Source organism: Benzoatithermus flavus, from assembly GCF_037908215.1.
In the GTDB taxonomy this organism is placed as follows: domain Bacteria; phylum Pseudomonadota; class Alphaproteobacteria; order Geminicoccales; family Geminicoccaceae; genus Benzoatithermus; species Benzoatithermus flavus.
In genome coordinates this window covers 1-23,091 of the sequence record NZ_JBBLZC010000014.1, presented here as the reverse complement: position 1 = coordinate 23,091, position 23,091 = coordinate 1, and the positions used below count along the sequence as shown (strand labels likewise).

At 67.9% G+C, this 23,091-nt stretch carries 23 protein-coding genes, 1 tRNA gene and 4 pseudogenes; 19 read left to right on the top strand and 9 right to left on the bottom strand.

Annotation, left to right across the window (positions count from 1 at the left end; translation table 11 throughout):
- Positions 1 to 74 precede the first annotated feature (74 nt).
- A complete protein-coding gene (locus U1T56_RS14470) occupies positions 75 to 851 on the top strand; it encodes a BON domain-containing protein (RefSeq protein ID WP_418160192.1) in 777 nt (258 codons plus the stop codon).
- Positions 852 to 1,272: 421 nt separating this feature from the next.
- Positions 1,273 to 2,421, top strand: coding sequence for a glycoside hydrolase family 26 protein (locus U1T56_RS14465; RefSeq protein WP_418160191.1), 1,149 nt, complete (start codon positions 1,273 to 1,275; stop codon positions 2,419 to 2,421).
- A gap of 6 nt (positions 2,422 to 2,427) precedes the next feature.
- Here U1T56_RS14465 and U1T56_RS14460 read toward each other — a convergent pair whose 3' ends face one another.
- Complete coding sequence (locus U1T56_RS14460) at positions 2,428 to 4,737, bottom strand: mechanosensitive ion channel family protein (RefSeq protein WP_418160190.1); 2,310 nt, start codon at positions 4,735 to 4,737, stop codon at positions 2,428 to 2,430.
- 403 nt (positions 4,738 to 5,140) lie between these two features.
- On the opposite strand from U1T56_RS14460, the gene U1T56_RS14455 reads away from it, so the two are divergent.
- The gene (locus tag U1T56_RS14455) at positions 5,141 to 6,415 is read left to right on the top strand and encodes a glycoside hydrolase family 26 protein (protein WP_418160189.1); all 1,275 of its coding nucleotides are present in this window, start codon (positions 5,141 to 5,143) and stop codon (positions 6,413 to 6,415) included.
- Between the two features lie 282 nt (positions 6,416 to 6,697).
- Positions 6,698 to 7,210 carry a hypothetical protein gene (locus U1T56_RS14450; RefSeq protein ID WP_418160188.1) on the top strand — a complete coding sequence of 171 codons (513 nt, stop codon included), beginning with the start codon at positions 6,698 to 6,700 and terminating at the stop codon, positions 7,208 to 7,210.
- A gap of 10 nt (positions 7,211 to 7,220) precedes the next feature.
- Here U1T56_RS14450 and U1T56_RS14445 read toward each other — a convergent pair whose 3' ends face one another.
- The 3 genes and pseudogenes from U1T56_RS14445 to U1T56_RS14435 form a co-directional block, all read right to left on the bottom strand.
- Positions 7,221 to 7,394, bottom strand: a complete 174-nt coding sequence (locus tag U1T56_RS14445) for a hypothetical protein (protein WP_418160187.1) — start codon at positions 7,392 to 7,394, stop codon at positions 7,221 to 7,223.
- 136 nt (positions 7,395 to 7,530) lie between these two features.
- A pseudogene (locus tag U1T56_RS14440) lies at positions 7,531 to 7,611 on the bottom strand (hypothetical protein); the annotation flags it as partial.
- A gap of 634 nt (positions 7,612 to 8,245) precedes the next feature.
- Positions 8,246 to 8,917: pseudogene (locus U1T56_RS14435) on the bottom strand (cache domain-containing protein); the annotation flags it as partial.
- A 161-nt stretch (positions 8,918 to 9,078) separates the two neighbouring features.
- Between U1T56_RS14435 and U1T56_RS14430 the strand changes: the two are divergent.
- A complete protein-coding gene (locus U1T56_RS14430) occupies positions 9,079 to 9,654 on the top strand; it encodes a tyrosine phosphatase family protein (protein WP_418160186.1) in 576 nt (191 codons plus the stop codon).
- Positions 9,655 to 9,732: 78 nt separating this feature from the next.
- Positions 9,733 to 10,896, top strand: coding sequence for a pyridoxal phosphate-dependent aminotransferase (locus tag U1T56_RS14425; protein WP_418160185.1), 1,164 nt, complete (start codon positions 9,733 to 9,735; stop codon positions 10,894 to 10,896).
- A 49-nt stretch (positions 10,897 to 10,945) separates the two neighbouring features.
- Here the strand turns inward: U1T56_RS14425 and U1T56_RS14420 are convergent, their stop codons facing one another.
- Positions 10,946 to 11,407, bottom strand: a complete 462-nt coding sequence (locus U1T56_RS14420) for an aconitase X swivel domain-containing protein (RefSeq protein WP_418160184.1) — start codon at positions 11,405 to 11,407, stop codon at positions 10,946 to 10,948.
- Positions 11,401 to 12,657: an aconitase X gene (locus U1T56_RS14415; protein WP_418160183.1), complete on the bottom strand. Its 1,257-nt coding sequence runs from the start codon at positions 12,655 to 12,657 to the stop codon at positions 11,401 to 11,403. Before U1T56_RS14415 ends, U1T56_RS14420 begins: the two co-directional genes overlap by 7 nt.
- A 152-nt stretch (positions 12,658 to 12,809) precedes the next feature.
- On the opposite strand from U1T56_RS14415, the gene U1T56_RS14410 reads away from it, so the two are divergent.
- The 7 genes from U1T56_RS14410 (at position 12,810) to U1T56_RS14380 (ending at position 15,859) form a co-directional block, all read left to right on the top strand.
- Positions 12,810 to 13,022 (top strand): hypothetical protein, encoded by a 213-nt coding sequence (locus tag U1T56_RS14410; RefSeq protein WP_418160182.1) that lies wholly within the window; start codon positions 12,810 to 12,812, stop codon positions 13,020 to 13,022.
- A 30-nt stretch (positions 13,023 to 13,052) separates the two neighbouring features.
- Positions 13,053 to 13,364 carry a YciI family protein gene (locus tag U1T56_RS14405; protein WP_418160181.1) on the top strand — a complete coding sequence of 104 codons (312 nt, stop codon included), beginning with the start codon at positions 13,053 to 13,055 and terminating at the stop codon, positions 13,362 to 13,364.
- Positions 13,365 to 13,438: 74 nt separating this feature from the next.
- Positions 13,439 to 13,529: transfer RNA gene (locus tag U1T56_RS14400), tRNA-Ser, on the top strand.
- Positions 13,530 to 13,814: 285 nt separating this feature from the next.
- Positions 13,815 to 14,108 carry an ArsR/SmtB family transcription factor gene (locus U1T56_RS14395; RefSeq protein ID WP_418160180.1) on the top strand — a complete coding sequence of 98 codons (294 nt, stop codon included), beginning with the start codon at positions 13,815 to 13,817 and terminating at the stop codon, positions 14,106 to 14,108.
- Positions 14,105 to 15,175 (top strand): permease, encoded by a 1,071-nt coding sequence (locus tag U1T56_RS14390; protein WP_418160179.1) that lies wholly within the window; start codon positions 14,105 to 14,107, stop codon positions 15,173 to 15,175. Before U1T56_RS14395 ends, U1T56_RS14390 begins: the two co-directional genes overlap by 4 nt.
- Positions 15,176 to 15,188: 13 nt before the next feature.
- Positions 15,189 to 15,425, top strand: coding sequence for a thioredoxin family protein (locus tag U1T56_RS14385; protein WP_418160178.1), 237 nt, complete (start codon positions 15,189 to 15,191; stop codon positions 15,423 to 15,425).
- A gap of 107 nt (positions 15,426 to 15,532) precedes the next feature.
- Positions 15,533 to 15,859, top strand: a complete 327-nt coding sequence (locus U1T56_RS14380; protein WP_418160177.1) for a DUF4007 family protein — start codon at positions 15,533 to 15,535, stop codon at positions 15,857 to 15,859.
- Positions 15,860 to 16,481: 622 nt separating this feature from the next.
- Here the strand turns inward: U1T56_RS14380 and U1T56_RS14375 are convergent.
- A pseudogene (locus tag U1T56_RS14375) lies at positions 16,482 to 16,589 on the bottom strand (IS630 family transposase); the annotation flags it as partial.
- 245 nt (positions 16,590 to 16,834) lie between these two features.
- On the bottom strand, positions 16,835 to 17,554 hold the full coding sequence (locus U1T56_RS14370) for a GntR family transcriptional regulator (RefSeq protein ID WP_418160176.1): 720 nt from the start codon (positions 17,552 to 17,554) through the stop codon (positions 16,835 to 16,837).
- Between the two features lie 215 nt (positions 17,555 to 17,769).
- Between U1T56_RS14370 and U1T56_RS14365 the strand changes: the two genes are divergently transcribed.
- The gene (locus tag U1T56_RS14365; RefSeq protein WP_418160175.1) at positions 17,770 to 18,606 is read left to right on the top strand and encodes a substrate-binding periplasmic protein; all 837 of its coding nucleotides are present in this window, start codon (positions 17,770 to 17,772) and stop codon (positions 18,604 to 18,606) included.
- 73 nt (positions 18,607 to 18,679) lie between these two features.
- Here the strand turns inward: U1T56_RS14365 and U1T56_RS14360 are convergent, their stop codons facing one another.
- Positions 18,680 to 19,003 carry a hypothetical protein gene (locus U1T56_RS14360; protein WP_418160296.1) on the bottom strand — a complete coding sequence of 108 codons (324 nt, stop codon included), beginning with the start codon at positions 19,001 to 19,003 and terminating at the stop codon, positions 18,680 to 18,682.
- Here U1T56_RS14360 and U1T56_RS14355 point away from each other — a divergent pair.
- From U1T56_RS14355 to U1T56_RS14335, 5 genes and pseudogenes are all read left to right on the top strand, one after another.
- Entirely contained in the window at positions 18,906 to 19,745 is an 840-nt protein-coding gene (locus tag U1T56_RS14355; protein ID WP_418160174.1) for an amino acid ABC transporter ATP-binding protein, read from the top strand. The two genes, U1T56_RS14360 and U1T56_RS14355, sit on opposite strands and share 98 nt — an antisense overlap.
- A 10-nt stretch (positions 19,746 to 19,755) precedes the next feature.
- Entirely contained in the window at positions 19,756 to 20,424 is a 669-nt protein-coding gene (locus tag U1T56_RS14350) for an amino acid ABC transporter permease (protein WP_418160173.1), read from the top strand.
- Positions 20,425 to 20,438: 14 nt separating this feature from the next.
- A complete protein-coding gene (locus tag U1T56_RS14345) occupies positions 20,439 to 21,107 on the top strand; it encodes an amino acid ABC transporter permease (RefSeq protein WP_418160172.1) in 669 nt (222 codons plus the stop codon).
- A 68-nt stretch (positions 21,108 to 21,175) separates the two neighbouring features.
- A pseudogene (locus U1T56_RS24690) lies at positions 21,176 to 21,356 on the top strand (IS1595 family transposase); the annotation flags it as partial.
- Positions 21,357 to 21,479: 123 nt separating this feature from the next.
- A partial coding sequence (locus tag U1T56_RS14335; protein ID WP_418160170.1) for an oxidoreductase occupies positions 21,480 to 23,091 on the top strand: 1,612 nt, incomplete at its 3' end.

The following is a 23,091-nucleotide window of genomic DNA, read 5'->3' as shown; positions in this document are numbered from 1 at the left end:
GGATCCCGCACGAAACGCCCCGGCTGTCGGGGCGTTTCTCCTTCCAGTGCAGACAGCAGCGGGAGCGAGCCATCATGCCGCCACGGAACTTCTGGCCCGAGAACGATGCCGACCGGGGCCGCTGGGCCGAGTACCGCTATGCCCGCACCGCCGAGCGCGGCACGTCCGTCCGCCGCGACGCCTACCACGACTGGGACCGCGGCATCCGCGCCGTGATGCCGGGCGGCGGCTATCAGCGGCCCAGCCTGGAGGGGCGCCGCGCCTACGATCCGGGCGAGCGCGGTGCTAATACCATGACCGGCCAGCGCGGGATGCCCGAGCGCTCGGTCGAGGAGGTCGCTGCCCCGTTCGACGAGGACGCCATCATCGAGCGGATCGATCAGGATCACCGCGGGCGCGGGCCCAAGGGCTATCGCCGCTCCGATCAGCGGGTCGCCGAGGACATCAACGACCGGCTGACCGACGACCCCGACATCGACGCCACCGACATCGAGGTGCTGGTGAAGGACGGCGAGGTGACGCTGCAAGGCATGGTCAATTCCCGCCTCGCCCGCCGCAAGGCGGAGGATCTGGCCGAGGACACGCGCGGGGTCCACTACGTGCAGAACAATCTGCGGGTGCGCGTTCTCGGGCGGCCGGATGCCGGCCATACCAACTCGCCGTTCACGACCATGGGCCATGGCAGGACGTTACCGACGGGTGCCGGAAGCGATGCTTCGACGACCTCGGGCAGCGGTGCCACGGGCATGGTGGCCGGCACGGGCACGGCGAGTTCCGGCGCCGATCTGCTCGGCAGCGAGGAGACGCGGGGCCGGCGCTATGCCGCTGCGCCGATCGACCGGGGCGAGTAGGCGAGGAGCCGCGCAGCCGTCTTGGCCGTCGCCTGCGGCTCCAGGCCGCGGGTGGCCTTGCCGGGCAGGATTGTGGCGTTCCTGCATCCTGATGGCCTCCGCGTTTCCGCGGTTTCATCGCTTTCATCACGAGAGCTGTAGCAGCCGAGCCACACGTCGTAAGGGCAGCCATCCGCTGCAGGGATCATTTGCGCCCTGATTCTACCTTGAAGCTTAAATAAGAAGATCGCAGCCGCTTTGTGCTTGCGGGGCAGGCCGAGCAGGCCACCAACGAAGATCACGTCACGGGGAACGACCGATGTCGGCTGCCTTCATGAACGAAAGCCCACGACTGCGCGCTCTGCTGCGCCGCGCCTCCGCTGTCGTCCCGGCTCTGATGCTCGCCGGCGGCGTGGCAGCGGCTCATGCGAGGTCGTCTGCGATGGTGATGGAGCCCGGCACCGTCGGGATCGCGATCCTGGCCGCGAAGGCGGGCATGTCGGGAGGATCCGAGGACAGCGCTTCGCTCGAGCCGGTCGCCTCCTGCACCGAATTCGAGGGCGGGGCGGTCTGTCTGGACGTGGCGCTGCCCGGCGGAGGTGCCGAGCGGCTCGCCTCGGCGGGCGAGACGCCCTCGCCGGCGGCTGCAGCGCCGGCCGCCGAGAAGGTGACCTGGGGCGGCAGGCGCTCGGGTCTGCCCTGGATGTCGGGCGCTTCCAGCGCCGGCGCCGACTTCGAGGCCTGGCGCGGCCGCAGGCTCGACGTCAAGACCGCCTTCCTCGCCATCCGCTACGGCTGGGCGGAGCTCACCCAGACCAGCTTCATCAGGCCGATCGTCCGCGCCGGCTACACGCCGGTGATCGCAGCCGGCATGCTGCCCGAGAGCGCCCGTGGTCAATTCGTCGCCTGCGCCAATGGCGCCTTCGACGATCACATCCGCAAGATCGGCCGGAGCCTGGTCGCGATGGGTGCCGGCAATGCGATCTTGCGGCTGGGGTGGGAGGCGAACCGGATGGGCGACTTCCCCTGGGGCGTGCTCGGCGACGGCAGTGGCTACAAGAACTGCTTCCGCCGCTGGGTCCAGGTCCTGCGCAGCGTGACCGGACAGGCCTTCACCTTCGACTTCAACATGGGGGCGCGCGGCAACCTGCCCTACAGCCAGGACAACATCTATCCTGGTGCCGAGTACGTGGACGTGATCGGCACGCAGCGCTACGACCGCTGCCCCGCGATCCGCAGCGACGCCGACTGGCAGGCCGCCTACGACGTCCGCCAGGAGACCGGCAATCCGGTCGGGCTGGGTGCCTGGCTCGCCTGGGCCAAGGCCAAGGGCAAGCGGTTCTCGGTGCCCGAGTGGGGTGTCTCCGACCACCATCCCTCGCTGCACTGCCCGGACAACGGGTTCGACAACCCGTTCTTCATCCAGAAGATGTTCGAGTTCTTCCGCGCCAATGCCGCGGTGATGGCCTACGAATCCTACTTCAACGGTGGTGGCCGGGCGTTCCCGGACGGGGTCTACAAGATCTTCCCGGCTTACAACAACCCGCGCGCTGCGGCGCGCTACCAGCAGCTCTGGTCCGCCGGGCGCTGAAGCGGCTCAGGCACCGGCCGCGGCCGGTGCTGTCGCTGGCCGGTCGCCGTCGGCATCCACGCGCGCGTGAGGGGGGACGAGCGACATCCGGGGGATCGCGATCAGGATGCCGAGCTCGTCGAAGCGCTGCTTGAGGCGCAGGTTGAACTCGCGCCCGACGGTCCATTGCTGGAGCGGCCGGGTGCGGATTCCTCCCGTCACCACGACTCCTTGCACGGTGAACTCGTCGGCACCCCAGACCTCGAGCGGGGCGAGGATGCTCCAGGAGAAGCGCGGGTCGTTCTGCAGCCCGGCGCCGATCTCGCGCATGACGTCCATCACCTGCACGAGGTCGGCGTCGTAGCCCACCGTGACCTTGACGGTGTAGACGCCATAGTCGCGCGAGCGGTTCTTCAAGGCCTTGATCTGGCTGAACGGAATCGCATGCAGCGCTCCGTCGCCATCGCGCAGCCGCACCGTCCGGATCGTCAGCGCCTCGACCACGCCGGCGCGGTCTCCGGTGTCGATCACGTCGCCCACGGCGATCGTGTCCTCGAACAGGATGAAGAGGCCGGTGATCAGGTCTTGCACGAGCTGCTGCGAGCCGAAGCCGATGGCGAGGCCGACGATACCGGCGCCGGCGAGGAGCGGGGCCACGTTCACGCCGAGATCGTCCAGGATCGTGATGCCGGCGAGCAGGCAGATGGTGACGAAGGCGAGGTTGCGCAGGAACGGCAGGAGGGTCTTGGCGCGGCTGCTGCTCGGCCTGAGCTGGCCTTCGATGTCGGAAGGAGCGAGCGCTTCGGCGATGACGCTGTCGATCGCGATCCAGGACGTCCAGGCGAGCGCGGCGACGGTCAGGATCGACAGGAGCGATCGCACGATGGCGGCGCCGACGTCGCTCTGCAGCCAGTCCCAGACGGCGAACCCCCAGATCTCCAGAACCACGATCAGAAGAACCGCCGAGATTGCGACGTGCCCGGCGAGGCGGAGCAGCTCGAGCAGACGCACGATGATCCGGCGCACCGTGCCCGAGCGCCCGCGCCGGAGATGCCGGGCGGAGCGATCGATGGCGCCGTCGAGCGCCGGCACCGCCACGAGCCCCAGGGCGATGACGAGGACGGCCAGCATCGCGTTGCGGAAGAAATGGCCGTCACCGAGCCCGAGCAGCCGTGCCGCGAGGTTCGTCGCCACGAGCAGGAGGGCCAGCACGTGCCAGCGCCGGGCCATCCGGCGCAGCACGCGCCGGAGCGGGTTCAGCGCCTTTTCCTCCTGTGGCTTCAGCCTGCGGCCCATAAGCAGGTAGCGGACCACCCGCCGATGCCGGAGAATGAACGCGGCAGCGAGGCCGGCGACCAGGATGTCGGCAACGAGCGCCAGGAGTCCGGCGGCACGGAGGCCGAGGACCTCGTGCAGCGGCGGGCTGCGCAGGATGCCGCCGCAGGCGGCCGCCGCCGCGAGCAGGGCGAGCCAGGGCACCACCCGTTGCTGCGCGTAGCCGACGACCCGCCAGGTGCGCAGCGGTGCCAGCAGCATCAGGCCGTGCAGACCGATCTGCTTCACGAAGACGGCTGTCAGCACCGGCATGGCCAGGGTCAGAAAGAGCGGACCTCGATCCGGAGCGAGCAGGCCGGTGGCCGGCCATGCGCCCAGCACGATCGCGCCACAGGCGAGCGGGAGAAGCTCGCGCAGGCTGCTCGTGGCGGTCATGCGTAAGAGTCGGCGCCCGCGCGCCCGCGCGCGGCAGGCGTCGATGCGCACGATCCGGCCACGCCGCACCAGAGGCGAAGCCTTCATGGCCCAGGCGAGAACGATGGCCGCCATCCAGCCCGGCACGGCCTGCAGAAGGAAGCTTTCGATCCGGTGATCCCGCAGGCCGGCTGCCAGCCGGTCGCCTAGCTGATCCAGCGCGTCGCCTACCTGCCGGTCGAGCGCCGTCCCGAGGCCCGTCGCCGGCAGATCCCGCCCCATGCCGGCGATCCCGGTCGCGAGGGCGCCGATCAGACCTTCCTCGTTCGCTGTGCCCCCTGCCTTGTGCTGATCGTCGGAGGTGGCCAGGCTCGCGCGGAGCTGCTTCAGCTCGGCGATCAGGGCCGAGCGGCGCGCGTCGTCGCCGAGAAGGCCGAGGACACGGTCGAGCGCTTGAAGGTCCGCCTGCCGGTCGGCGGCTGCCGGCGCCGGGAGTGTCTGAGCGACGGCCATGCCGGGTGGCAGTAACAGACAAGCCGCGACCATCAGGATGATGCACACTCGCCACAGCGGCGACACGCCGCAGCAACAGCTCGTGCGGAGCCGGTCGACAGCAGGGTGGAGCGTCGGTGCGGGTTCGGGGGTCATGCTCGCCTCGGCACGTGAAAGGGGAAAGAGCGTTCGTGGAGCGGAGATCACGAACTGACGCTTTCATCGAGAGTTGGATGCAGGCGAGTGCCAATCAATTCGCAGATGGTATCTGTCTCGGTAAAGTCATGTGATACAAATGCGAGTATTATCAGCGAGTTAATGTGCCAATTCCCTTCCGGCGTATCCCCCGCCTTGATGATCCCCGCTTCCAGGATGGATTTGGCCGCTTGAGCGAATATCGTTGCGGGCAAAGCACATGGCTGTGGCCAACTTAACGCACGGAAGAGCTAATTTCTGAACTGCCATTCTCTGCCGTTGTTCCGTAAAAGACCGCCCCGGATCACCAAAAACGACAACGGCTGGGCGAAGACGCCTCATGCGGACACGAGGGGAAGAAATCATGCCGAAGTCCTTCCTTGGAAGAGCCTCCTGCCTCCCGGTCGGTACCCTGCGCGCGTCCGTCCTGATCGCCGCGCTCGGGCTCGCGGGCGCCGCATCGGCGGCAGCACCCGGATCCGACCCGCTCCCCGGGCTCGGCACGAACGAGCCGGCGCCAGCGGCTCTTCTCACGCCCGATCTGCCCGGCACGGATCGAAGCGCCGTCCTCGAGCCGGTATCGTCCTGCGCCGAGCTCGATGCCGTGGCGAACTGCATGGATCCCGCCCTGCCCGGTACGGTCGAGAAGGTCACGAATGTGGCCGCCGTGGATACGGCCGAAGCGGAGAGAGCAAGGTACAGGAGGAGAGGCGGCGGCGGAGGTTGGGGCGGCAGGCGCTCGGGCCTGCCCTGGGCCTCGGGCGCTTCCAGCGTCGATTCCGCGTTCGAGGCCTGGCGCGGCCGCAGGCTCGACGTCAAGACCGGATTCCTCGCCATCCGCCACGGCTGGGCGGAGTTCACCCAGGTAGGGTTCGTCCGGGGGCTCACTCGCTCGGGTGCTCGGGCGGTGCTCGGCGTCGGGCTCGTGCCGGAGAGGGCCCGCGGCCAGCTCGGCGCCTGCGCCAACGGCGCCTTCGATACCTACATCCGCAGGGTCGGCCAGGGCCTCGTGAGCGCCGGCGCCGACGATGCGATCCTGCGGCTGGGCTGGGAGGCGAACCGGATGGGCGACTTCCCCTGGGGCGTGCTCGGCGACGGCAGCAGCTACAAGAACTGCTTCCGCCGCTGGGTCCAGGTCCTGCGCAGCGTGCCCGGCCAGAGCTTCGTCTTCGACTTCAACATGGGGGCGCGCGGCAACCTGCCCTACAGCCAGGACAATATCTATCCTGGTGCCGAGTACGTGGACGTGATCGGCACGCAGCGCTACGACCGCTGCCCCGCGGTCCGCAGCGACGCCGACTGGAACGCGCTCTACGACGTCCGCCAGGGCAACGGCAATCCGGTCGGGCTCGGCGCCTGGCTCGCCTGGGCCAAGGCCAAGGGCAAGCGGTTCTCGGTGCCCGAATGGGGGGTGTCGAATCATCATCCCTCGCTGCACTGCCCGGACAACGGGTTCGACAACCCGTTCTTCATCGAGAAGATGTACCGCTTCTTCCGCGCCAACGCCGCGGTGATGGCCTACGAATCCTACTTCAACGGCGACAGTCAGGCGTATCGGGGTGCATACAAGATCTTCCCGAGCGGCAGGAACCCGCGCGCCGCGGCCCGCTACCGCGAGCTCTGGTCCAGAGGCGGCTGACCCTCATGCGACCAGGGCCGCGTGATCGTCGCGGCCCGGCGATGCTCTTCGTGCGAGCCGTCGGGGCGGTCCGGTTGCGCCGGACGCTCCGACGTCGCCCCGGTCTGCGGCGGAGGCGCCTCCCCCTACTCACCATTACCGAAAAATTGCCATTCGTTCATTTACTGCCTTTCCATCCGAAATGAAGCATGTATCCTCCGTTTCGGAGCGGCGATGGCCGGGTCCGGCATAAGCTGTCCAAGCCGGCAGCGACGAAGGTTCAGTCTGGAGATGGTGGAGGCCATGAACGTCGTTCACGGTTCCCTCTCGTCCCTGCCCGACCGTGTGAGCGGGCAGCTTTGGGCGCGGTTGCCGACCAGGACCCTCGGCCAGGGCGGTCGTATCGGCCGGCTGGCGATCTGCTTCGAGGGCGGCGAGGGCGGCTTCCTGTCGATCACGGTCGCCGCCAAGGGCGACCGGTTCACGCTTCGCCTTCAGATCGTCGAGATTCGCCCGATCGGGGACGGCGAGCAGGATCCGCGCTTGGGTCAGATCGTGATCGACGGCCGGACGGTCCGCTTCGGGCTCGCCACGAGCGAGTGGCGCAAGGCCAGTGGCACGACGCTCACGACGCTCGCGACCTGCAACTACGATGCTCTGGTCCAGGCTCTCCTGAACGGGCGGGAGCTCGAGGTCCGGCTCGACGGCCGCCGCTTCACCGTGGGTCTCGACAGTCTGCGCAGACTCCTCGCCGATGCGCTGCGCGAGGTCTGCGATCCGGAGCGGCTGCCGCTCTCGCGCTGGCTCGCCGGTTGAGCCCTCGGGCTCAGGCCGGCGCCGCCGCCGAGAGCGGCGCCATCGGAACGCTCTTCGCCTCGACCAAGGGCAGATACACGGAGAACACGGCACCGTGCCGGCCGTTGGCGGCCACGATCTTTCCACCCATGTCGCGCACGAGGCCGTAGCTCAAGGCGAGACCCAGCCCGGTTCCTTGGCCCACGGGCTTGGATCATGCCGAGCACGCCCTCGACGGCGCTCGCGAGGTCGATCGGCTCGAACCGCCGCTCCTTGCGCGGGCTGAAGATCCGCATGTTGTCGACGATCGCCGCGGCGCGCGCGACGTGGCGCATGATCCGCTCGGCCTTGCCCTCGACGTAGGCACGGTCGAGCTCCGGCTCGGCGAGTGCCGCCACGAGGCTCTCCGTGGCGAGGCGCATGATCATCAAAGGCTGGTTGAGCTCGTGTGCGAGACCAGTAGCGAGCTCGCCCAGGGTCAGGAGCCGGCTCGCCTGGTAGAGCGCGAACTCCGCCTCGCGGCGCTCGGTGTCGTCGAACCCGAAGAGTACGATCTGGCTCAAGCACCCGTGCTCGTCGCGGATCCCCGTGCTCGTCGCGGATCGTGGTGATCGCCCAGGAGATGTGGCGCCGCAGCCCGGCCTCGTCCGGCAGCGAGGCGTCGCAGCTATTGGGCAGGGCGTCGAGATCGATCGCCTCGGGCTCGACGGCGAACAGCCGGGCGAGGAGCGAGATGCCCTCGCTCGTTCCCTTCTCGCCGGCGAAGGCGCGAAAGCACTTGTTCGCGAGGGTGAGCCGCCCTTCGCGGTCGAACACCGCCACCAGCGCTGCCGTGGTGTCGAGCACGGAATCGAGGAAGGCGCGCTCGCGCTGCCCGGTCTGGAGCGCTGCTTTGGCCCGCCGTGCCAGAGCACGGGTGATCAGCATCCGACGCGACAGCGAGCCCACGACCAGAAGCACCGCGATGGCCGAGGGCGCTGCCAGCCCCAGGCGCCATGCCAGCGCGCCGGCGCTCGCGAGCGCGCTCGCGGTCGATTCGCCCAAGGTGACGAGCACCGGGTAGCCTGGGATCTTGCGCCAGGCGGTGATGCGCTCGACCCGGTCGAACCGGCTGCGATGGACCGTCCTGCCCGCGTCGCCGCGCTCGAGCATGCCCGGCACTACGGCTGGCGAGACGCGCTGGCCGACGAACCGGTCCTGCTCCACCGAGCGGCCGAGCACGATGCCGTTCGTCTTGATGATGGTGATCGCACCGTCGGGGCCGAGGTGGATCGAGTGATAGAAGCCGTTGAAGTAGTCGATGTCGACCGAGATCACGAGCACGCCCGCGAACCGGCCGGCGGCATCGCCGATCCGGCGGGTGAACTGCACCGACCAGCGCTTGCTCGCCCGGCCGATCAGAGGATCGCTGATGAAGACGGGCTCGCCGCCGCCTCGGGCATGGTAGCGGAAATGTTCCCGGTCGGAGAGGTCCATCCCGGCATGCTCCATGCCGAGGCTGGTCGTGACCAGCCGCCCGTCGGGCCCGATCACGGACACCTGCAGGACCGCCTCCTCGAGCGAGGCCCGCTCCCTGAACAGGGCCGGCAGCTCCTCGGGCGCGTGCTGCAGGTAGAGGCGGCTCGCGTCCTGCGCCAGCCGGTCGAGATCCTTCATGAAGCGCAGCACGCTTTCCTCGAAAGCCCGCGCCAGGGCGGACGTCGTGATCTCGGCCTTCTCCTTCTGCACCCGGTACTCGTTGCGCACGATCAGGGCGGCCGGCACCGCTGCAAGCCGGCCCCCCGTTCGTGTCTGCACTTCCCACCGGTGATCCGTGCTAGCTGTCCGTGGCCCGGCCGTCGCACGGACGACCAGACCCTCGCCAGCCGAACCGCCATCGGATCGCCGTCATGCGCACCACCATTCTCGCCCCCGATCTCCGCCTCACGGTCTGCGGCATCGACGAGCTGCTCGGTCACGCCACGAGCGGCGTCACGCACGTGCTCTCCATCCTCGACCCCGACCATCCGGAACCTGCCGCCTTCGAGCGCTTCGACCCGCACCACCGGCTCACCTTGCGCTTCCACGACATCATCGGACCCTGGCCCGGTTGGGTGGCGCCGGAGCGAGAGGACGTCGAGGCCCTCGTCGCGTTCGGGGAGGAGCTCGACCGTGCGGGGGAGGCGCTGCGTCATCTCCTCGTCCATTGCCATGCCGGCGTGTCGCGCTCGACGGCGGCGCTCGCCACGCTGCTCGCCCGCCACACGCCCGTGGGCGAGGAGCCCGCGATCTTCGCCCGCCTGCGCCGTATCCGGCCGCAGGCTTGGCCGAATTCGCGCATGGTGGGCTTCGCGGACGAGATCCTGGGCCGCGAAGGCCGCCTCGTCGCAGCGCTCCAGGATCACTACCGCCTGCAGGCGAAGGTGCGACCGGACTTCGTGGAGGAGCTCCGACGCGTCGGCCGCGGCGCCGAAATCCCGGATTAGCCTTCGGCCCGGAGCCGGCGGTTGCCGAGCCTTCACGGCTCGGCTAACGCTCTCCCGTCAGGTCGGACGAGGACGACGATGGGACCGATTCGGGCAGAAATCGCGGCGCTCGAGCTGAGCGGCATCACGCGGGTCGCGGCGGGTGCTCTAGGCGACCCGGAGGTCATCCCGCTCTGGTTCGGCGAGAGCGACATCGTCACCCCGTCCTTCATCCGTACGGCTGCGCAGCGAGCGCTCGACGAGGGGCGCACCTTCTACAACTACCCGCGCGGCGTTCTGCCCTTGCGCGAGGCGCTCTCGCGCTACCACCAGCGGCTCTACGGCCTCGAGCTCCATCCCGACCGGATCACCGTGCCGGGCTCGACCATGCTCTCCGTGGTGATCGCCCTTCAGTGCCTGGCATCCCGCGGCGACGAGGTGATCCTGATCGGTCCCTACTGGCCGAACGTGCGCCAGGCCTGCATCGTGCAGGGTGCCGTTCACGTGGACGTCAGGCTGCTCGAGGGTCCCCAGCGCTGGCATCTCGACCTCGACGCCGTCAGGGCCGCGATCACGCCGCGCACCAAGGCGATCTACGTCAACAGCCCCTCGAACCCGACGGGCTGGGTGATGTCGGGAGCGGAGCAGCTCGCTCTCCTCGAGCTGTGCCGCGAGCACGGGCTCGGGCTCATCGCCGACGAGGTCTATCACCGCAACGTCCTGACCGGACCCGATCCGGCGCCCTCCTTCCTCGAGCTCGCGGGCGAGGACGAGCCCGTGTTCGTGCTCAACGGTTTCTCCAAGGCCTGGGCGATGACCGGCTGGCGGCTGGGCTGGATGGTGCACCCGAAGAGTCTCGTGACCTCTATGGCGGTGCTGGCCGAGTGCAACAACACCGGTGCCGCCATCTTCGCGCAGTACGGCGGCATCGCGGCCCTGGAGGAAGGCGAGGGCTTCGTCGCCGAGTTCACCGCCCGCTGCCGCCGCAACGCCGATCTCGTCATGGAGCGGCTGGGGCGGCATCCGCGTGTGCGGCTCTTGCGGCCCGAGGGCGCCTTCTACGCCTTCCCGCGCATCGAAGGGGTGACGGACAGCCTCGCCCTCGCGCGGCGCGTGCTCGCCGAGGCCAAGGTCGGCATCGCCGCCGGCTACACCTTCGGCGACGGCAACGAGAGCCACGTGCGCTTGTGCTTCGCCATCTCGACCGAGCGGCTCGACGAGGCGCTGGGTCGCCTGATCGGGGTGCTCGACCGGCTGGAATGAGTGCCGGCCGGCAGAAGGGCACGAGTCGGGCGCAGGCCCGGCTGCGCCGTCACGATACGGCCGGGCTGCTACGTTCGGGCTCGTCCGTGCTGCCCGTGAGCTCGATCCGCGCGGGTGCTCCGGCCGGTGCCGTGATGCGCGCCGTGCCCCCTTCCCGCAGCGGCGCGAGATCGGCAACGACCACGACCGGGCAGGCGAGGCGGTAGAGACGGTGCGCCACCAGCGCTCCTACCGCGACGATCGGGTCCGGCTCGGCGAGGACGATTCCGGCCGGTGCCGTGCCGCGCCGGATCGCCTCGGCCAGCACCGAGCTCGACGAGCTCGAGCCGCGCCCGGAAGCCATGACGAGGATCCGGCCCGCGAGCGAGCGCCCGCAGGCCGGATGCGAGCGGTCGATCACCCGGCCCGTGGTGGGATCGAGCCCGCCCCAGAAGCTGAGCGGCGTGTCCAGCACGAGAAGCCGGCCTTGCGCCTCGCCCTCGGCGAGCGTGCGGGCGGCGAGGCTCACCACGGGCTGCTCCGCACGACCCTGCCCGCCGCAGCCGAGGCGATGCAGTCCTCGAGCTCGCCGAACGCCACGCCGGCGAGGCCCAGATTGCCCGGCGCGTAGTGCGCCCATTTGCCGGAGTTGGTCATCACGACCCCGTCGAGCCGCCGCAGCACCGCGGTGACGTAGGTGCAGGTGTCGGCGACCAGGGTGACGCCGGCCCGCTCGAGCGCGCGGTCGAGCCCTGCCGCCGCGAGGGCCACGAGCGTCTCGCGGCCGGTGCTGACGTAGAGCTCCACGCCGGGAGCGGGCCTGAACCCTGCGAGGAGAGGGATCAGGCGATGGAACTCGGCCAGCGAGAAGTGCGGCGTGCCGAGGCTCACGGCGGTGATCGGCGTGCCCGCCGGCACGGTCGAGAGCGCCGCCAGCGCCTGCCGCAGCTCGGCCGGCCCGATCGCGATCGTGGCGGCGGGCCGACGATGGCCGAGCGCGTCGGCGAGGGTCGGCGCTTCGGGCGTGATGCCGACGGCGTGGAACAGGGCGACCGCGCCCACGGAGGCGGCGACGGCGCCCAAGGCCTTGAGCTGGTCCTCGCCGTGTGGCGGCGGCAGGCCCTCGATCACCGGCACGCGGCCGCCGGCGCGCGTGCCGACGATGTGGCCGACGGCAACGAAGAGCGAGTCGGTCGCCGCGAGCGAGGCGGGGAAGCCTTCGAGCCGGAAGAGCACCTCGCCGCGCCGGTTCGCATCGAGATGGAGGCCGAACGCAGGGGCTCGGCCGGTGAGCGCGCAGCAGAGATCGATGAAGTCGCCGTAGCGGTTGGTGCGCGCGCCGATGACCGCGTTCGCGAACACGATCGCGTTCGATTCGCCCCAGGCGATCTGCTCGCCGAAGCGGGGGCGAAAGCGGGTCTGGTAGGGAGCGCAGGTGAAGCTGGGCTCGCATCCGAGGGCGAGGTGCGCTTCCATCAGCCGCCGGCCGGCCGAGCGCGCGGGCTCCTCCATCCGCACGAGCTCCGGGTGGATCAGGTCCATCGAGCCGACATTCAGCGTGGTCGGCACCCGCACCCGGCCGCGTCCGGCGACGAGATGCTCGACGAAATCGAGGCTGACGGCGCCGTGGTGGAGGCAGCCGTCGACGTGGGCGCGCGTGATGTCGAGGAGTGCCGGAGCGCCCACGGCTGCCGCGAAGCGGACGAGGAGCTCCATCGCGAACCGGGCGGCGGGGCCAGCCTCGCCGGCGAGGAACGAGCGGTCGAGATCGGATAGGTGCAAGGGTGAGGATCCTGTCTGCCTGGCAGCGGTTTAGGGCGGATCGGCCGGTGCCTGCAACGGCGATCGCGAGCGGCATGGAACCTGCCCGCGGGCTCGGCCGCTGATCCTGCGCGCGGCCGTTCGGCCGGAAGACATGCGAGGTACGCGACTCCATGCCGGTGATCATCTTCTTGCTGCTCGCCATCCTCGTCGCCCAGTTCGGTTTCTGGGACACGCTCCAGGGCATTCTGGGCGCGGCGGCGATGCTCCTTCTGTTCGTCCTGCTGGCGCTCGCGACCTTGGTGCTCATCGGCTGGCATGCGTTCCGTCGCCTGCGCCGACTCGGCCCGATGGGAGGGCAGCGGCCGCCATCCGTGCTAGACTGAGCGCACCGATCCGAGCACGAAGGTGCCAGAATGCCCCAGTTCCTCGTCATCGCCCACGACGGCACCGACCCCGAAGCGCCCGCCCGCCGTCAGGCCGCCCGCCCGGCCCATCTCGCCTTCATCCGGCCGATGGTGGAGCGGGGCGAGATCGTCGCGGGCGGTGCCATTCTCGACGAGGCGGGGGTGATGACGGGCTCGGCCGTCATCGTCGACTTTCCCGACCGCGCCGCCCTCGACGCCTGGCTGGCACGGGATCCCTATGTCGTGCAGGGCGTGTGGCAGCGGATCGAGGTCAGGCCGTTCCGCCTCGCGGCGCTCACCCCGCGCCGCGATGCCACCTGATCCTGCTGCAGGATCGCCCCCTGCAACCGGCTGTTGCAGCCCGCCGAGCCTGCGGCTATGTTCCGCCCGCTTCCGGAGGGATGGCCGAGCGGTCGAAGGCGCACGCCTGGAAAGTGTGTAGGGGTGATGAGCCCCTCGCGGGTTCGAATCCCGCTCCCTCCGCCAATTCGAAGAAGTTTGCTCTGATTCTTCCAGATTCGCGAGGATGCGCCGGCAACGGACGCGGGCGTTCGCGATGTTTCTCACATCGGGAGCGGAGACGGCCCGGGAATATTCCTGACCTGTCTGTCATGGCTGAATCCCCTGTCGTCGGGTCCATGAAGAAGGTCGCACTCCCTCAGCTGCATCCCCCATCGCAAGCCAGCGGCGACAATCGGATTGACAGCGGCGTGAGGATATATTAAGAAAATGCTAATATGCGCATATGCGCAAAAGAGCGAGGATGCGTTGATGGACATCCCAAGGATTCTGGCGGCCATGGCGGAACCCACCCGGCTGGGGGCGTTGCAGGCCATATGGGATGGCGGCGAGCATTGTGTCTGCGAGCTGATGGACCGCCTGAACACGAGCCAGTCGCGAATGTCGCGGCACATGAAAGTGCTTCGCGACGCCGGTCTGGTGCTTGACCGGCGCGATGCCCAGTGGGTGCGCTATCGGCGCAATCCTGATTTGCCGCGCAGCGTTGAGCGCATCGTCGATGCCGTCATGGTCGCGACAGGAGCAAACAAAAGGGTGGCCGCATGACCTCCGAAACGATGGCGGTCGAGCACGGCCGGCAAAACCTCAACCGCCTCCTGAAATGGTGGACGGGCCTTGTCTTGGCGCTCGTCGCGTGGGGAATCGCCTACAGCCAACTCGTTCCCTTTTCGGAATATGTGACGTCGCTGTTGCCGGTCGCGCGTGACGGCCATACCGGGGAGGCCATCGCCTTCTTCTTTTATGACGTGCCCAAGGTCATGATGCTTCTTGCGCTGATCGTTTTCGTGATGGGCGTGATCCGCAGCTGGTTCAGCCCGGAAAAGACCCGCGCGATCCTGTCGGGCAAACGCGAAGGGGTCGGCAATGTCATGTCCGCAAGCCTTGGAATACTGACACCTTTCTGTTCCTGCTCGGCAGTTCCGCTTTTCATCGGCTTCGTCTCGGCAGGCGTTCCGCTCGGCGTCACCTTCTCCTTTCTGATCGCGGCGCCGATGGTCAACGAAGTGGCGCTCGTGCTGCTCTTCGGCTTGGTCGGCTGGCAAGTCGCGCTGACCTACCTGACGTTCGGCCTGGGTATCGCGATCGTCGCCGGGTGGGTGATCGGGCGCTTCCAGCTCGAGAACTGGCTGCAGGACTGGGTGCGCGACATTCACCGCGGCGCAGCCGTGCAGGCCGCAGTGGCGGTCGACCGACTTGACCATGTCGATCGGCTCAAGTTCGGCATCGAGGCGGTGCGCGAGATCTTCGGCAAGGTCTGGATCTGGATCGTCATCGGGATCGGTATCGGCGCGGTGATCCACGGCTATTTTCCGGAGGCGCTGATGACCCGCATCATGGGAGCCGATGCGTGGTGGTCGGTGCCGGCGGCGGTGCTCATCGGCATTCCGATGTACACCAATGCGGCCGGCGTGATTCCCATCGTCGAAGCGCTTCTGGGCAAGGGGGCAGCGGTCGGCACGGTGCTCGCCTTCATGATGAGCGTGATCGCGCTCTCGCTGCCTGAAATGATCATCCTGCGCCAGGTTCTGACGCTGCGCCTCATCGCCGTCTTCGTCGGCGTGGTGGGAAGCGGTATCCTGGCCGTGGGCTTCCTCTTCAACCTGATGTTCTGAAACGGAAAAAACGATGAAGAGTGTCAAGGTCTATGGTCCCGGTTGCAAGCGCTGCGAAACGGCCGAGGCCATGATCAAGGAAGCTGCGGCGAAGCTCGGGATCGATGTCGAGGTCGAGAAGGTCACCGACCCGAAATCCATCGCCATGGCGGGCGTGATGTCCACACCGGGCATTTCGATCGAGGGCAAGCTCGTCCATACGGGCGGTCTGCCGAAGGAGGATGCGCTCGAGAAGTGGCTGCAGGGATGACGCTGGAGTATTCCGTTCGAGCCCGACGGATCCGACGATCGTGGCAGCCTCGCCACGACGAAACGGGCTCGGATGACCCTCGACACCGATATGAAAGGCCGCGACGCATGGGTCTGCGCGACGCGTTCGAGACCGCCGTCCGTGCCGCGGTGCCGGACGTCATCGTCAACGGTGCTCCTGCCGGGCGTGCCGGCAACACCAGCAACCCACGCTTCCCTGATATCGCCGGCCAGGCGTCGCTGGCCTCCCCCGTGCCGAGGAGCATCATGGCGCGGGTCGGCGGCCACGAGACCTTCGTCCGGCCGGGCCGGCTCACGAAGGGCCTAAGGCTCGTCGTCGAGGAGTCCGAGACCTCGTTCGAGGCGCTGAAGACCGCCGACGCCTTGGGTGTCGGCCAGAACATGGCGAAGGCGATCGGCATCAGCTGCAGGTGACGGGCCTTGCCGCCCGCCGGCCCGGCTGCGCAGCCGCCGAGCTTACGGGCCTGGGCAGACTCGTCCTGAAGCACGCCCCTTATCTCCAGCACGCGGCGACGTGGTGGGCACTCCATGTCGAGGTCGCGACCGCGCGGCCGAAATCAAGGCGGCGATCGACCGCCCGATCGCGCGGCGGCTGCTCCTCCGTCGCCAGCGCACCGACGACGCCTCGGTCTGGCACCGCGCCGATCCTCTGGTCCCGTCCGGGCTCAACGAGCTCATGGCGATATGGCGCGCAAGCACCTCGCCCGGCAGCTTGCGCCTCTCCTCGAGCCCGAGCGCGGCGGTTGCGTCGTGCCGGCGGGCGATGATGGAGACGGACGGGCCTGCCGATGCAGCTCCAGGATCATGATGGCTTCCCCAGGCTTGATCACCGTCCCGTGTCCTCCGGCTGGAGGAGGGACCATCGGCGATCGGGAGTGCCGCCCGCCCCTCCGCGGCGCAGGCTGGGCGTTCACGCCTTGCCGGCCACCTGGGGAAAATGCGAGTAGCTCTTCCGGCGAGTATTCGGGTCGCGCCTACACCGGCCAGGGGTTCCGATCTCGAGCCGGCCACTGTTCCGAGCCGATGCCGGCCACGACGGCGGCATGCCGGGTGGGCGGGTCTGGTCGCGCAGGAGCCCGGCCACGCCCTCGGCCGCGAACCGCGCCTGCCAGCGCCAGACGCACGGCTTGCTCTTGCCGGTGCGCGCACGATCGCGTCGGTGCCCGGGCCCTCGGCGGTGGCCAGGTGATGCTGGCCCGCCCGACCTGCTTCCGCAAGCCGTTGCGGTCGGCGACGACCGCCTCCAGGCGGACACGGTCGACAGCCGGGACCTCGATGGTGATCCCTGCGCGCATCCTGCCGATATGGTGCCGCCGCCGACCGAGGGAAACCAGCCGTCTCGGCCGGTCCACCAGGGACCGGCCATCGATATCTCGCTGGGCATCCCGTCTATTCCGCGGCCCGTATCTGGTTCAGCGCCACATCAGAGGTGTAGTTCTCCTTCATGAAGTCGATGAAATTGTCGCGAAACTGCCGTGTATGAGCATGAGCCAGGGCGTCGGCCTGCTCGACGTCCTTCGCTTTGATGGCAGCGAGCATTTGATCGTGCTCGTCGGTCAGTAGATAGCCATTCTGCGTGCGCTTCAGAAATTCGAAATGCATGTGCAGCATGCGTCGCCCCTGGTCGAGGAGGCGCTCGTAGAAGCTGGCCAGATAGGGATTCCGGCCGGCAGAGGCGACGGCCATGTGGAACCGCTTGTTGGCCTCCGACATGGCAAGATGATCGCCCGACTTGACCGCCGCCACGAACTCGCGCTGGCGTCGTGCTATGATCTTGAGATCGGCTTCTGACCTCAGCTCCGCGGCCAAGCGGGTGTTGATCCGCTGGGCAACGTCCAGCGCCTCGACATATTTGGGAAAGGTGGCGATGTCGATCGGGGCGACGATCGTGCTCCGGTTGGGCAGCGTGACGACGAGCTCCTCGCCCGCGAGACGGATCAGGGCCTCGCGCACCGGCTGGCGCGACAGGTCGAAGCGTTCCGCAAGAGTCGTCTCGTCGAGAAGCTGCCCCGGCGGAAGCGCCAAGGACAGGATCTCGGTCCGCAGCGTCTCGTAGACGTTCTTCCACCGGGAGCCTTTGGGGCGCTTGCCCTCGATCTCAGAACTCATGCGCGATTCTTCCCCAGTGGGTTTGCAGCTTGTGCAACCGGTGAACGATATACCCCGCCGGCATTTTTGTCGACATGTGATTTTTCGTCTTGACTATGTCGACACATTGACGTCATAACGCACCGTGTCGACAAAAAGACGACAGAAGACGGCCGCTCAAGGCCGCTGCTCGAAGGCCCATCGAGGCCCAACCGGGAACAGGAGAGGATGGCGTCATGTCCCCGAAATGGCTCGCGTCCGTGAAGCGGACGCTACCCGCGGTTGCTGTGATCGTCGGCCTATCGGCGAGCACGACCCAAGCGCAGCCGGGCGGCAGCTTCTGGCAGGGTGTGCAGAAATCCGGTGCCCTGCGCTGCGGTGCTGCTGTCGCAGCGCCCTATGTGATGCGCGACCCCGGCACCGGCGAGTATTCAGGCTTCTTTGCGGACCTTTGCCGAGAATTTGCCAAGGTTCTCGGCGTGGAGCCAAAATTCGTCGACACCACCTGGGACAACATCGTCGCCGGCCTGCAGGCGGGCAAGTGGGACATGTCTCTTGCGCTGAACCGCACGCCGACCCGCGCCATGGCGGTCAACTTTTCCATTCCAGCGATGCAGTACGAGATCTCGCTCGCCTACAACAAGGCGAACCCGAAGATCCAGGGCAGCCCGAAGAGCGTCGCCGATATCGACCGCCCCGAGATAACGCTGGCCGTCATGTCCGGTACCGCCCAGGACAAGGCCATCTCCGGCGCCGTCAAGCAGGCCAAAATCCTTCGACTGCCGAGCAATGACGAGACCAGGCTTGCCATCATCTCCAGGCGCGCCGACGTTCTCGTCGATGCCTCCGACACCAATCTTCTCTTCACCCGATCCCATCCCGACTGGGCCGTCGCGTTCACGCCGACACCGGCTCTCGCGCGGCAGGGCGTGGCGTTCGGCCTGCCACAGCAGCTCTCCTATGCCGATGTCGAGGTCGTCAACATCTTCCTCGAGGAGAAGGTCGCGACCGGCGAGGTCGACGCCCTGATCCGCAAAGCCGTCGATCAGGTCCTCGGTGCCGGCCAGCAGTAGCGAGCCCGCTACGGGCCGCGCTCATCGAGGGTGTTGATGGACCGGCATGGTGGCCGTGACTTCCGACAGGCCGTCAGCAACGACCCGGCTCGATGTGCAGCTTGGACGGGACCTGCGTTGCGATGGTGCGACCCGCGTAGCTCGTTCTCATGGCCGGCTCACGAGTGTCGCCAAGTCGCTGGCAAGATACCGAGCAATCAGCATATCGCACATCGAAGTCGATCAGGGCGACGTGGTTCATGACACCCTTGGCGCGGCCCTGCTCGCTCAAGATGGCTCTCGCCTGCACTAAGGGTTTCATGATGACAGATCCCACTTCTTTTCCGCTCTTGAGCACACATCCGACTTCCTCTCCGCTGTCGGGCGTCGACCCGGCTTCCCCACCGCTCTTGAGCATTGCCAATCTCCACAAGGGCTATGGCCCGGACATCAGGATCCTCAAGGGCCTCGACATCGACATGAAGCCGGGCGAGCGCCTGGTCGTGATCGGCCCCAGCGGCGGTGGCAAGAGCACCCTTCTGCGCGTGGTGATGGGCCTCGAGCAGATCGACGGGGGTATCATCACCTTCGGTGGCAAGCGGTACATCGCGGCGGAGCAGCCGGGCAGGACCTTCATCGACGTCAAGATCCGCCGCGAGATCGGCATGGTCTTCCAGCACTACACGCTGTTCCCCCATCTCAACGTCCTCCAGAACCTGATCCTCGCCCCCTGCAAGGTGCGCGGCGAGGCGAAATCCGCCGCGTCCGCGCGCGCCATGGCGCTCCTGGCCCGGTTCGGGCTCGAGGCGAAGGCCAAGGCCTATCCGGCCCAGCTCTCCGGCGGCCAGAAGCAGCGCGTCGCGATCGCCCGTGCGCTCATGCTCGACCCGAAGCTCCTGCTGTTCGACGAGGTGACCTCGGCGCTGGACCCCGAGCTCGTGGCGGAGGTGGAGCAGGTCATCCTGCAGATCGCCAACCAGGGCATGCCCATGATGATCGTCACGCACGACATGTGGTTCGCCAAGAACATCGCCTCGCGCGTCGTGTTCTGCGCCGGCGGCGTCGTCGTCGAGGACGGGCCGCCCGAGCAGGTCCTGGGCTCGCCCAGGGAGGAGCGGACACGGGAGTTCATCAACCGCGTCTTCCACATCCAGCCGTGACGAGGGCGCGATGAGCTACACCTTCGACTTCTATTCGGTCACGCAGAACCTGCGTCCGCTGCTCGAGGGCCTCATCGTCACGCTCGAGCTCACGCTGGTTGCGAACGCGATCGGCCTGACGCTCGGTTTCGTCGTCGCGCTCCTGAGCATGAGCCGCCTAGCGGTTTTCCGCGTGCCAGCGATGCTCTTCGTCGAGTTCTTCCGCTGCACGCCGGCAGTCGTCCAGATCATCTGGTTCTTCTACTGCGTGCCGATCCTGTTCAACGTGTTTCTCGGTTCCATCACCATGGCGGTGCTGGCGCTCGGGCTCAACCTGACCGCCTTCAACGCCGAGGCCTACCGCGCGGCGATCCAGGCGGTCCCGCGTGAGCAGATGGATGCCGGCATCGCCCTCGGGCTGAACCCCCTGCAACGCGTGCTCTACATCGTCCTGCCGACCGCCTTGCGCAACTCGGTCCCCGTCTTGATGACCAACGGCATCGGCATCTTCCAGCAAAGTGCCCTCGTCGCCCTCGTCGCGGTGCCGGATCTGATGTACGCCGGCAAATCCCTGGCCACCGAGACCTATCGGCCGATCGAGACCTTCACGGTGGTGGCGTTCATCTACTTCGCCATCTCGTTCCCGATCTCGCAGATCGTCGGATATTTCGAGCGCCGTCGCGAAGCCGCGGCGAGCTGAGGGGGCACCGTGACATGATGACCTTCGATTTCTCCATCGTGCTCAAGTTCTGGCATGCTCTGCTCTTCGGGCTGCTGACGACGCTCGAGCTGACGCTGATCTGTGTCGTGCTGGGCACCACGCTGGGCTTCCTGATCGGCCTCGCCCGCAGCGCGAGCAATCGGTTCATCCGGTCGGCCTCGAGCCTTTACGTCGAGTTCTTCCGCGGCACGCCGGTTCTCGTCCAGCTGTTCTGGATCTTCTTCTGCCTGCCGCTCATCCTCGGGTTCGAGCTCTCGAACCTGGCCTCGGCCGTGATCGCGCTGACACTCTACATGGGGGCGATCACCAGCGAGACCTTCCGCGCCTCGCTCAAGAGCGTGAGCAAGGATCAGCTCAGCGCCTGCGTGGCGCTGGGCCTGCCCCGCCGGGTGCAGATCACCAGCGTCATCCTGCCCCAGGCCGTGCTCCGCGCCGTCCCGACGCTGCTATCGAACTGCGTCAGCCTGTTCAAGGAAAGTGCCCTCGTCTCGGCCGTCGGCATGGCGGATCTGATGTTCGTCGGCCAGAACATCTCGAACAACACGGCCCGCCCGGTCGAGGTGCTGACGGTGGTGGCGCTGATCTACTTCGTGATCGCCTTCCCGCTGACCCGCGCCGTCACGCGGATCGAGCAGCGGATCCTGACCAGGTTGGCTGCCTGAACGATCCACGAAACCTCTGCCGCCACCTCCAGGACACGATCAACCAGGGAAGAAGACCATGCAGCTCGGAGGTTCACGTCAACACCATGGAAGGGGCCTGGTCGCTGCTGCGCTCGTGGGCTGCGGCCGCATCGCGGTCTCTCGCCGGAGAAGCTGCCGCTCTACCTCGCCTTCTTCCGGTTCGTGCACGACGCTCGCTGTCGCGGCAAAGCCCTCCTCGGCGAGCTCGTCGCCGTCCTGGTGGCCTGACGTGCTCATCACCCCGGATCCCGACAAGAGCGTGTCGGAATTGGTCAACACCTTGGCGGCTTCGGCGGTCATGACCGCCGTTACCCTCGCCGCCGCGCTGCAGGTCTAATGGAGAGGCATGTGATGATCGAGAGCAGGGACCCGCTGCTGCAGCCTTTGCGGCTCAAGCATCTCACCCTCAAGAACCGGGTGATGAGCACCGCCCACGCCCCGGCCTACGTCGAGGACGGCCTGCCGAAGCTGCGCTACCAGCTCTACCACGAGGAGAAGGCGAAGGGCGGGCTGGCGCTCACCATGTTCGGCGGCTCCTCCAGCATCGCCCCGGACAGCCCGTCCTCGTTCGGCCAGATCGACATCAGCCACGACCGGATCATCCCGGTCTTCCAGCAGTTCGCCGAGCGCATCCACCGCCACGACTGTGCCTTGATGATCCAGATCACCCATGCCGGGCGGCGCACGCGCTGGGATACCGGCGACTGGCTGCCGCCGGTCTCGGCCTCGCCCTTGCGCGAGTACCAGCACCGCTCCTTTCCCAAGGAGATGGAGATCGAGGACATCAGGCGCATCCAGAAGGCCTACGGTGCGGCGGCGCTGCGCGCCAAGGAGGGCGGGCTGGATGGGGTCGAGGTGATCTGCTCCTCGCATCTTCCGGACCAGTTCTGGTCGCCCGCCATGAACAAGCGTACCGACGGCTACGGCGGCAGCCTCCAGAACCGCATCCGCTTCAGCCTCGAGATGCTCGAGGAGATCCGCCGCCGGGTCGGTCCGGACTACATCCTCGGCATCCGCATGTCGGCGCACGAGATGCTCGAAGGCGGGATGAGCCCGGAGGAGAGCCTCGAGATCGCCGTGCGCCACGCCGAATCGGGCCTGATCGACTATCTCAACGTCGTCGGCGCCGACGCCACCACCGATCTCGGCATCTCGAAGCTGATCCCGACCATGGGGCAGCGCACCGCCCCCTATCTCGACCACGCGCGCGCGATCCGCGCAGCGGTGAAGCTCCCGGTGTTCCATGCCACCCGGATCACCGACCTCAGCACGGCGCGCCATGCCGTGGCCGAGGGCTATACCGACATGGTCGGCATGACCCGGGCGCACATCGCCGACCCGCACATCGTCGCCAAGATGACCCGCGGCGAGGAGGACCGCATTCGTCCTTGTGTGGGTGCCGGCTACTGCATCGACCGCATCTATGTCGGCGGCGACGCGCTCTGCATCCACAACCCCGCCACCGGCCGCGAGCGGACCATGCCGCACGTGATCCGGCCGAGCGAGGGGCCGAAGAAACGGGTGGTCGTGGTGGGCGGCGGCCCGGCGGGGCTGGAGGCGGCGCGGGTCTCGGCGGCGCGTGGGCACGCGGTCACGCTGCTCGAGGCCACCGACCGGCTGGGCGGGCAGATCAACCTCGCCGCCCGGCTGGAGCGCCGGCGCGAGATCATCGGCATCGCCGACTGGCTGATCCGCGAGGTGGAGCTGGCCGGCGTCGCGGTGCGGCTGAACAGCTATGCCGAGGCGGGCGACGTCCTCGCCCTCGAGCCCGACATCGTGGTCGTCGCCACGGGCGGGACGCCCAACCTGGGCTTCTTCGGGCCGGGCGCGGATCTGGTCACCAGCGCCTGGGACGTGCTCTCGGGCCAGGTGAGCCTTTCGGGCGGGGTGCTGGTCTACGACGAGAACGGCCAGCACCAGGGGCCGACCGTGGCCGAGTTCCTGGCCCGGCGTGGCGTGAAGG

Excerpts from the sequence above, each read along its gene's own strand:
- U1T56_RS14395 (WP_418160180.1), top strand. The coding sequence starts at position 13,815 with ATGGACATCCCAAGGATTCTGGCGGCCATGGCGGAACCCACCCGGCTG.
- U1T56_RS14345 (WP_418160172.1), top strand. The coding sequence starts at position 20,439 with ATGATGACCTTCGATTTCTCCATCGTGCTCAAGTTCTGGCATGCTCTG.
- U1T56_RS14425 (WP_418160185.1), top strand. The coding sequence starts at position 9,733 with ATGGGACCGATTCGGGCAGAAATCGCGGCGCTCGAGCTGAGCGGCATC.
- U1T56_RS14405 (WP_418160181.1), top strand. The coding sequence starts at position 13,053 with ATGCCCCAGTTCCTCGTCATCGCCCACGACGGCACCGACCCCGAAGCG.
- U1T56_RS14380 (WP_418160177.1), top strand. The coding sequence starts at position 15,533 with ATGGGTCTGCGCGACGCGTTCGAGACCGCCGTCCGTGCCGCGGTGCCG.
- U1T56_RS14385 (WP_418160178.1), top strand. The coding sequence starts at position 15,189 with ATGAAGAGTGTCAAGGTCTATGGTCCCGGTTGCAAGCGCTGCGAAACG.
- U1T56_RS14355 (WP_418160174.1), top strand. The coding sequence starts at position 18,906 with ATGATGACAGATCCCACTTCTTTTCCGCTCTTGAGCACACATCCGACT.
- U1T56_RS14430 (WP_418160186.1), top strand. The coding sequence starts at position 9,079 with ATGCGCACCACCATTCTCGCCCCCGATCTCCGCCTCACGGTCTGCGGC.
- U1T56_RS14410 (WP_418160182.1), top strand. The coding sequence starts at position 12,810 with ATGCCGGTGATCATCTTCTTGCTGCTCGCCATCCTCGTCGCCCAGTTC.
- U1T56_RS14460 (WP_418160190.1), bottom strand. The coding sequence starts at position 4,737 with ATGACCCCCGAACCCGCACCGACGCTCCACCCTGCTGTCGACCGGCTC.
- U1T56_RS14455 (WP_418160189.1), top strand. The coding sequence starts at position 5,141 with ATGCCGAAGTCCTTCCTTGGAAGAGCCTCCTGCCTCCCGGTCGGTACC.
- U1T56_RS14470 (WP_418160192.1), top strand. The coding sequence starts at position 75 with ATGCCGCCACGGAACTTCTGGCCCGAGAACGATGCCGACCGGGGCCGC.
- U1T56_RS14390 (WP_418160179.1), top strand. The coding sequence starts at position 14,105 with ATGACCTCCGAAACGATGGCGGTCGAGCACGGCCGGCAAAACCTCAAC.
- U1T56_RS14360 (WP_418160296.1), bottom strand. The coding sequence starts at position 19,003 with ATGCTCAAGAGCGGTGGGGAAGCCGGGTCGACGCCCGACAGCGGAGAG.
- U1T56_RS14365 (WP_418160175.1), top strand. The coding sequence starts at position 17,770 with ATGTCCCCGAAATGGCTCGCGTCCGTGAAGCGGACGCTACCCGCGGTT.
- U1T56_RS14450 (WP_418160188.1), top strand. The coding sequence starts at position 6,698 with ATGAACGTCGTTCACGGTTCCCTCTCGTCCCTGCCCGACCGTGTGAGC.
- U1T56_RS14465 (WP_418160191.1), top strand. The coding sequence starts at position 1,273 with ATGGTGATGGAGCCCGGCACCGTCGGGATCGCGATCCTGGCCGCGAAG.
- U1T56_RS14350 (WP_418160173.1), top strand. The coding sequence starts at position 19,756 with ATGAGCTACACCTTCGACTTCTATTCGGTCACGCAGAACCTGCGTCCG.
- U1T56_RS14370 (WP_418160176.1), bottom strand. The coding sequence starts at position 17,554 with ATGAGTTCTGAGATCGAGGGCAAGCGCCCCAAAGGCTCCCGGTGGAAG.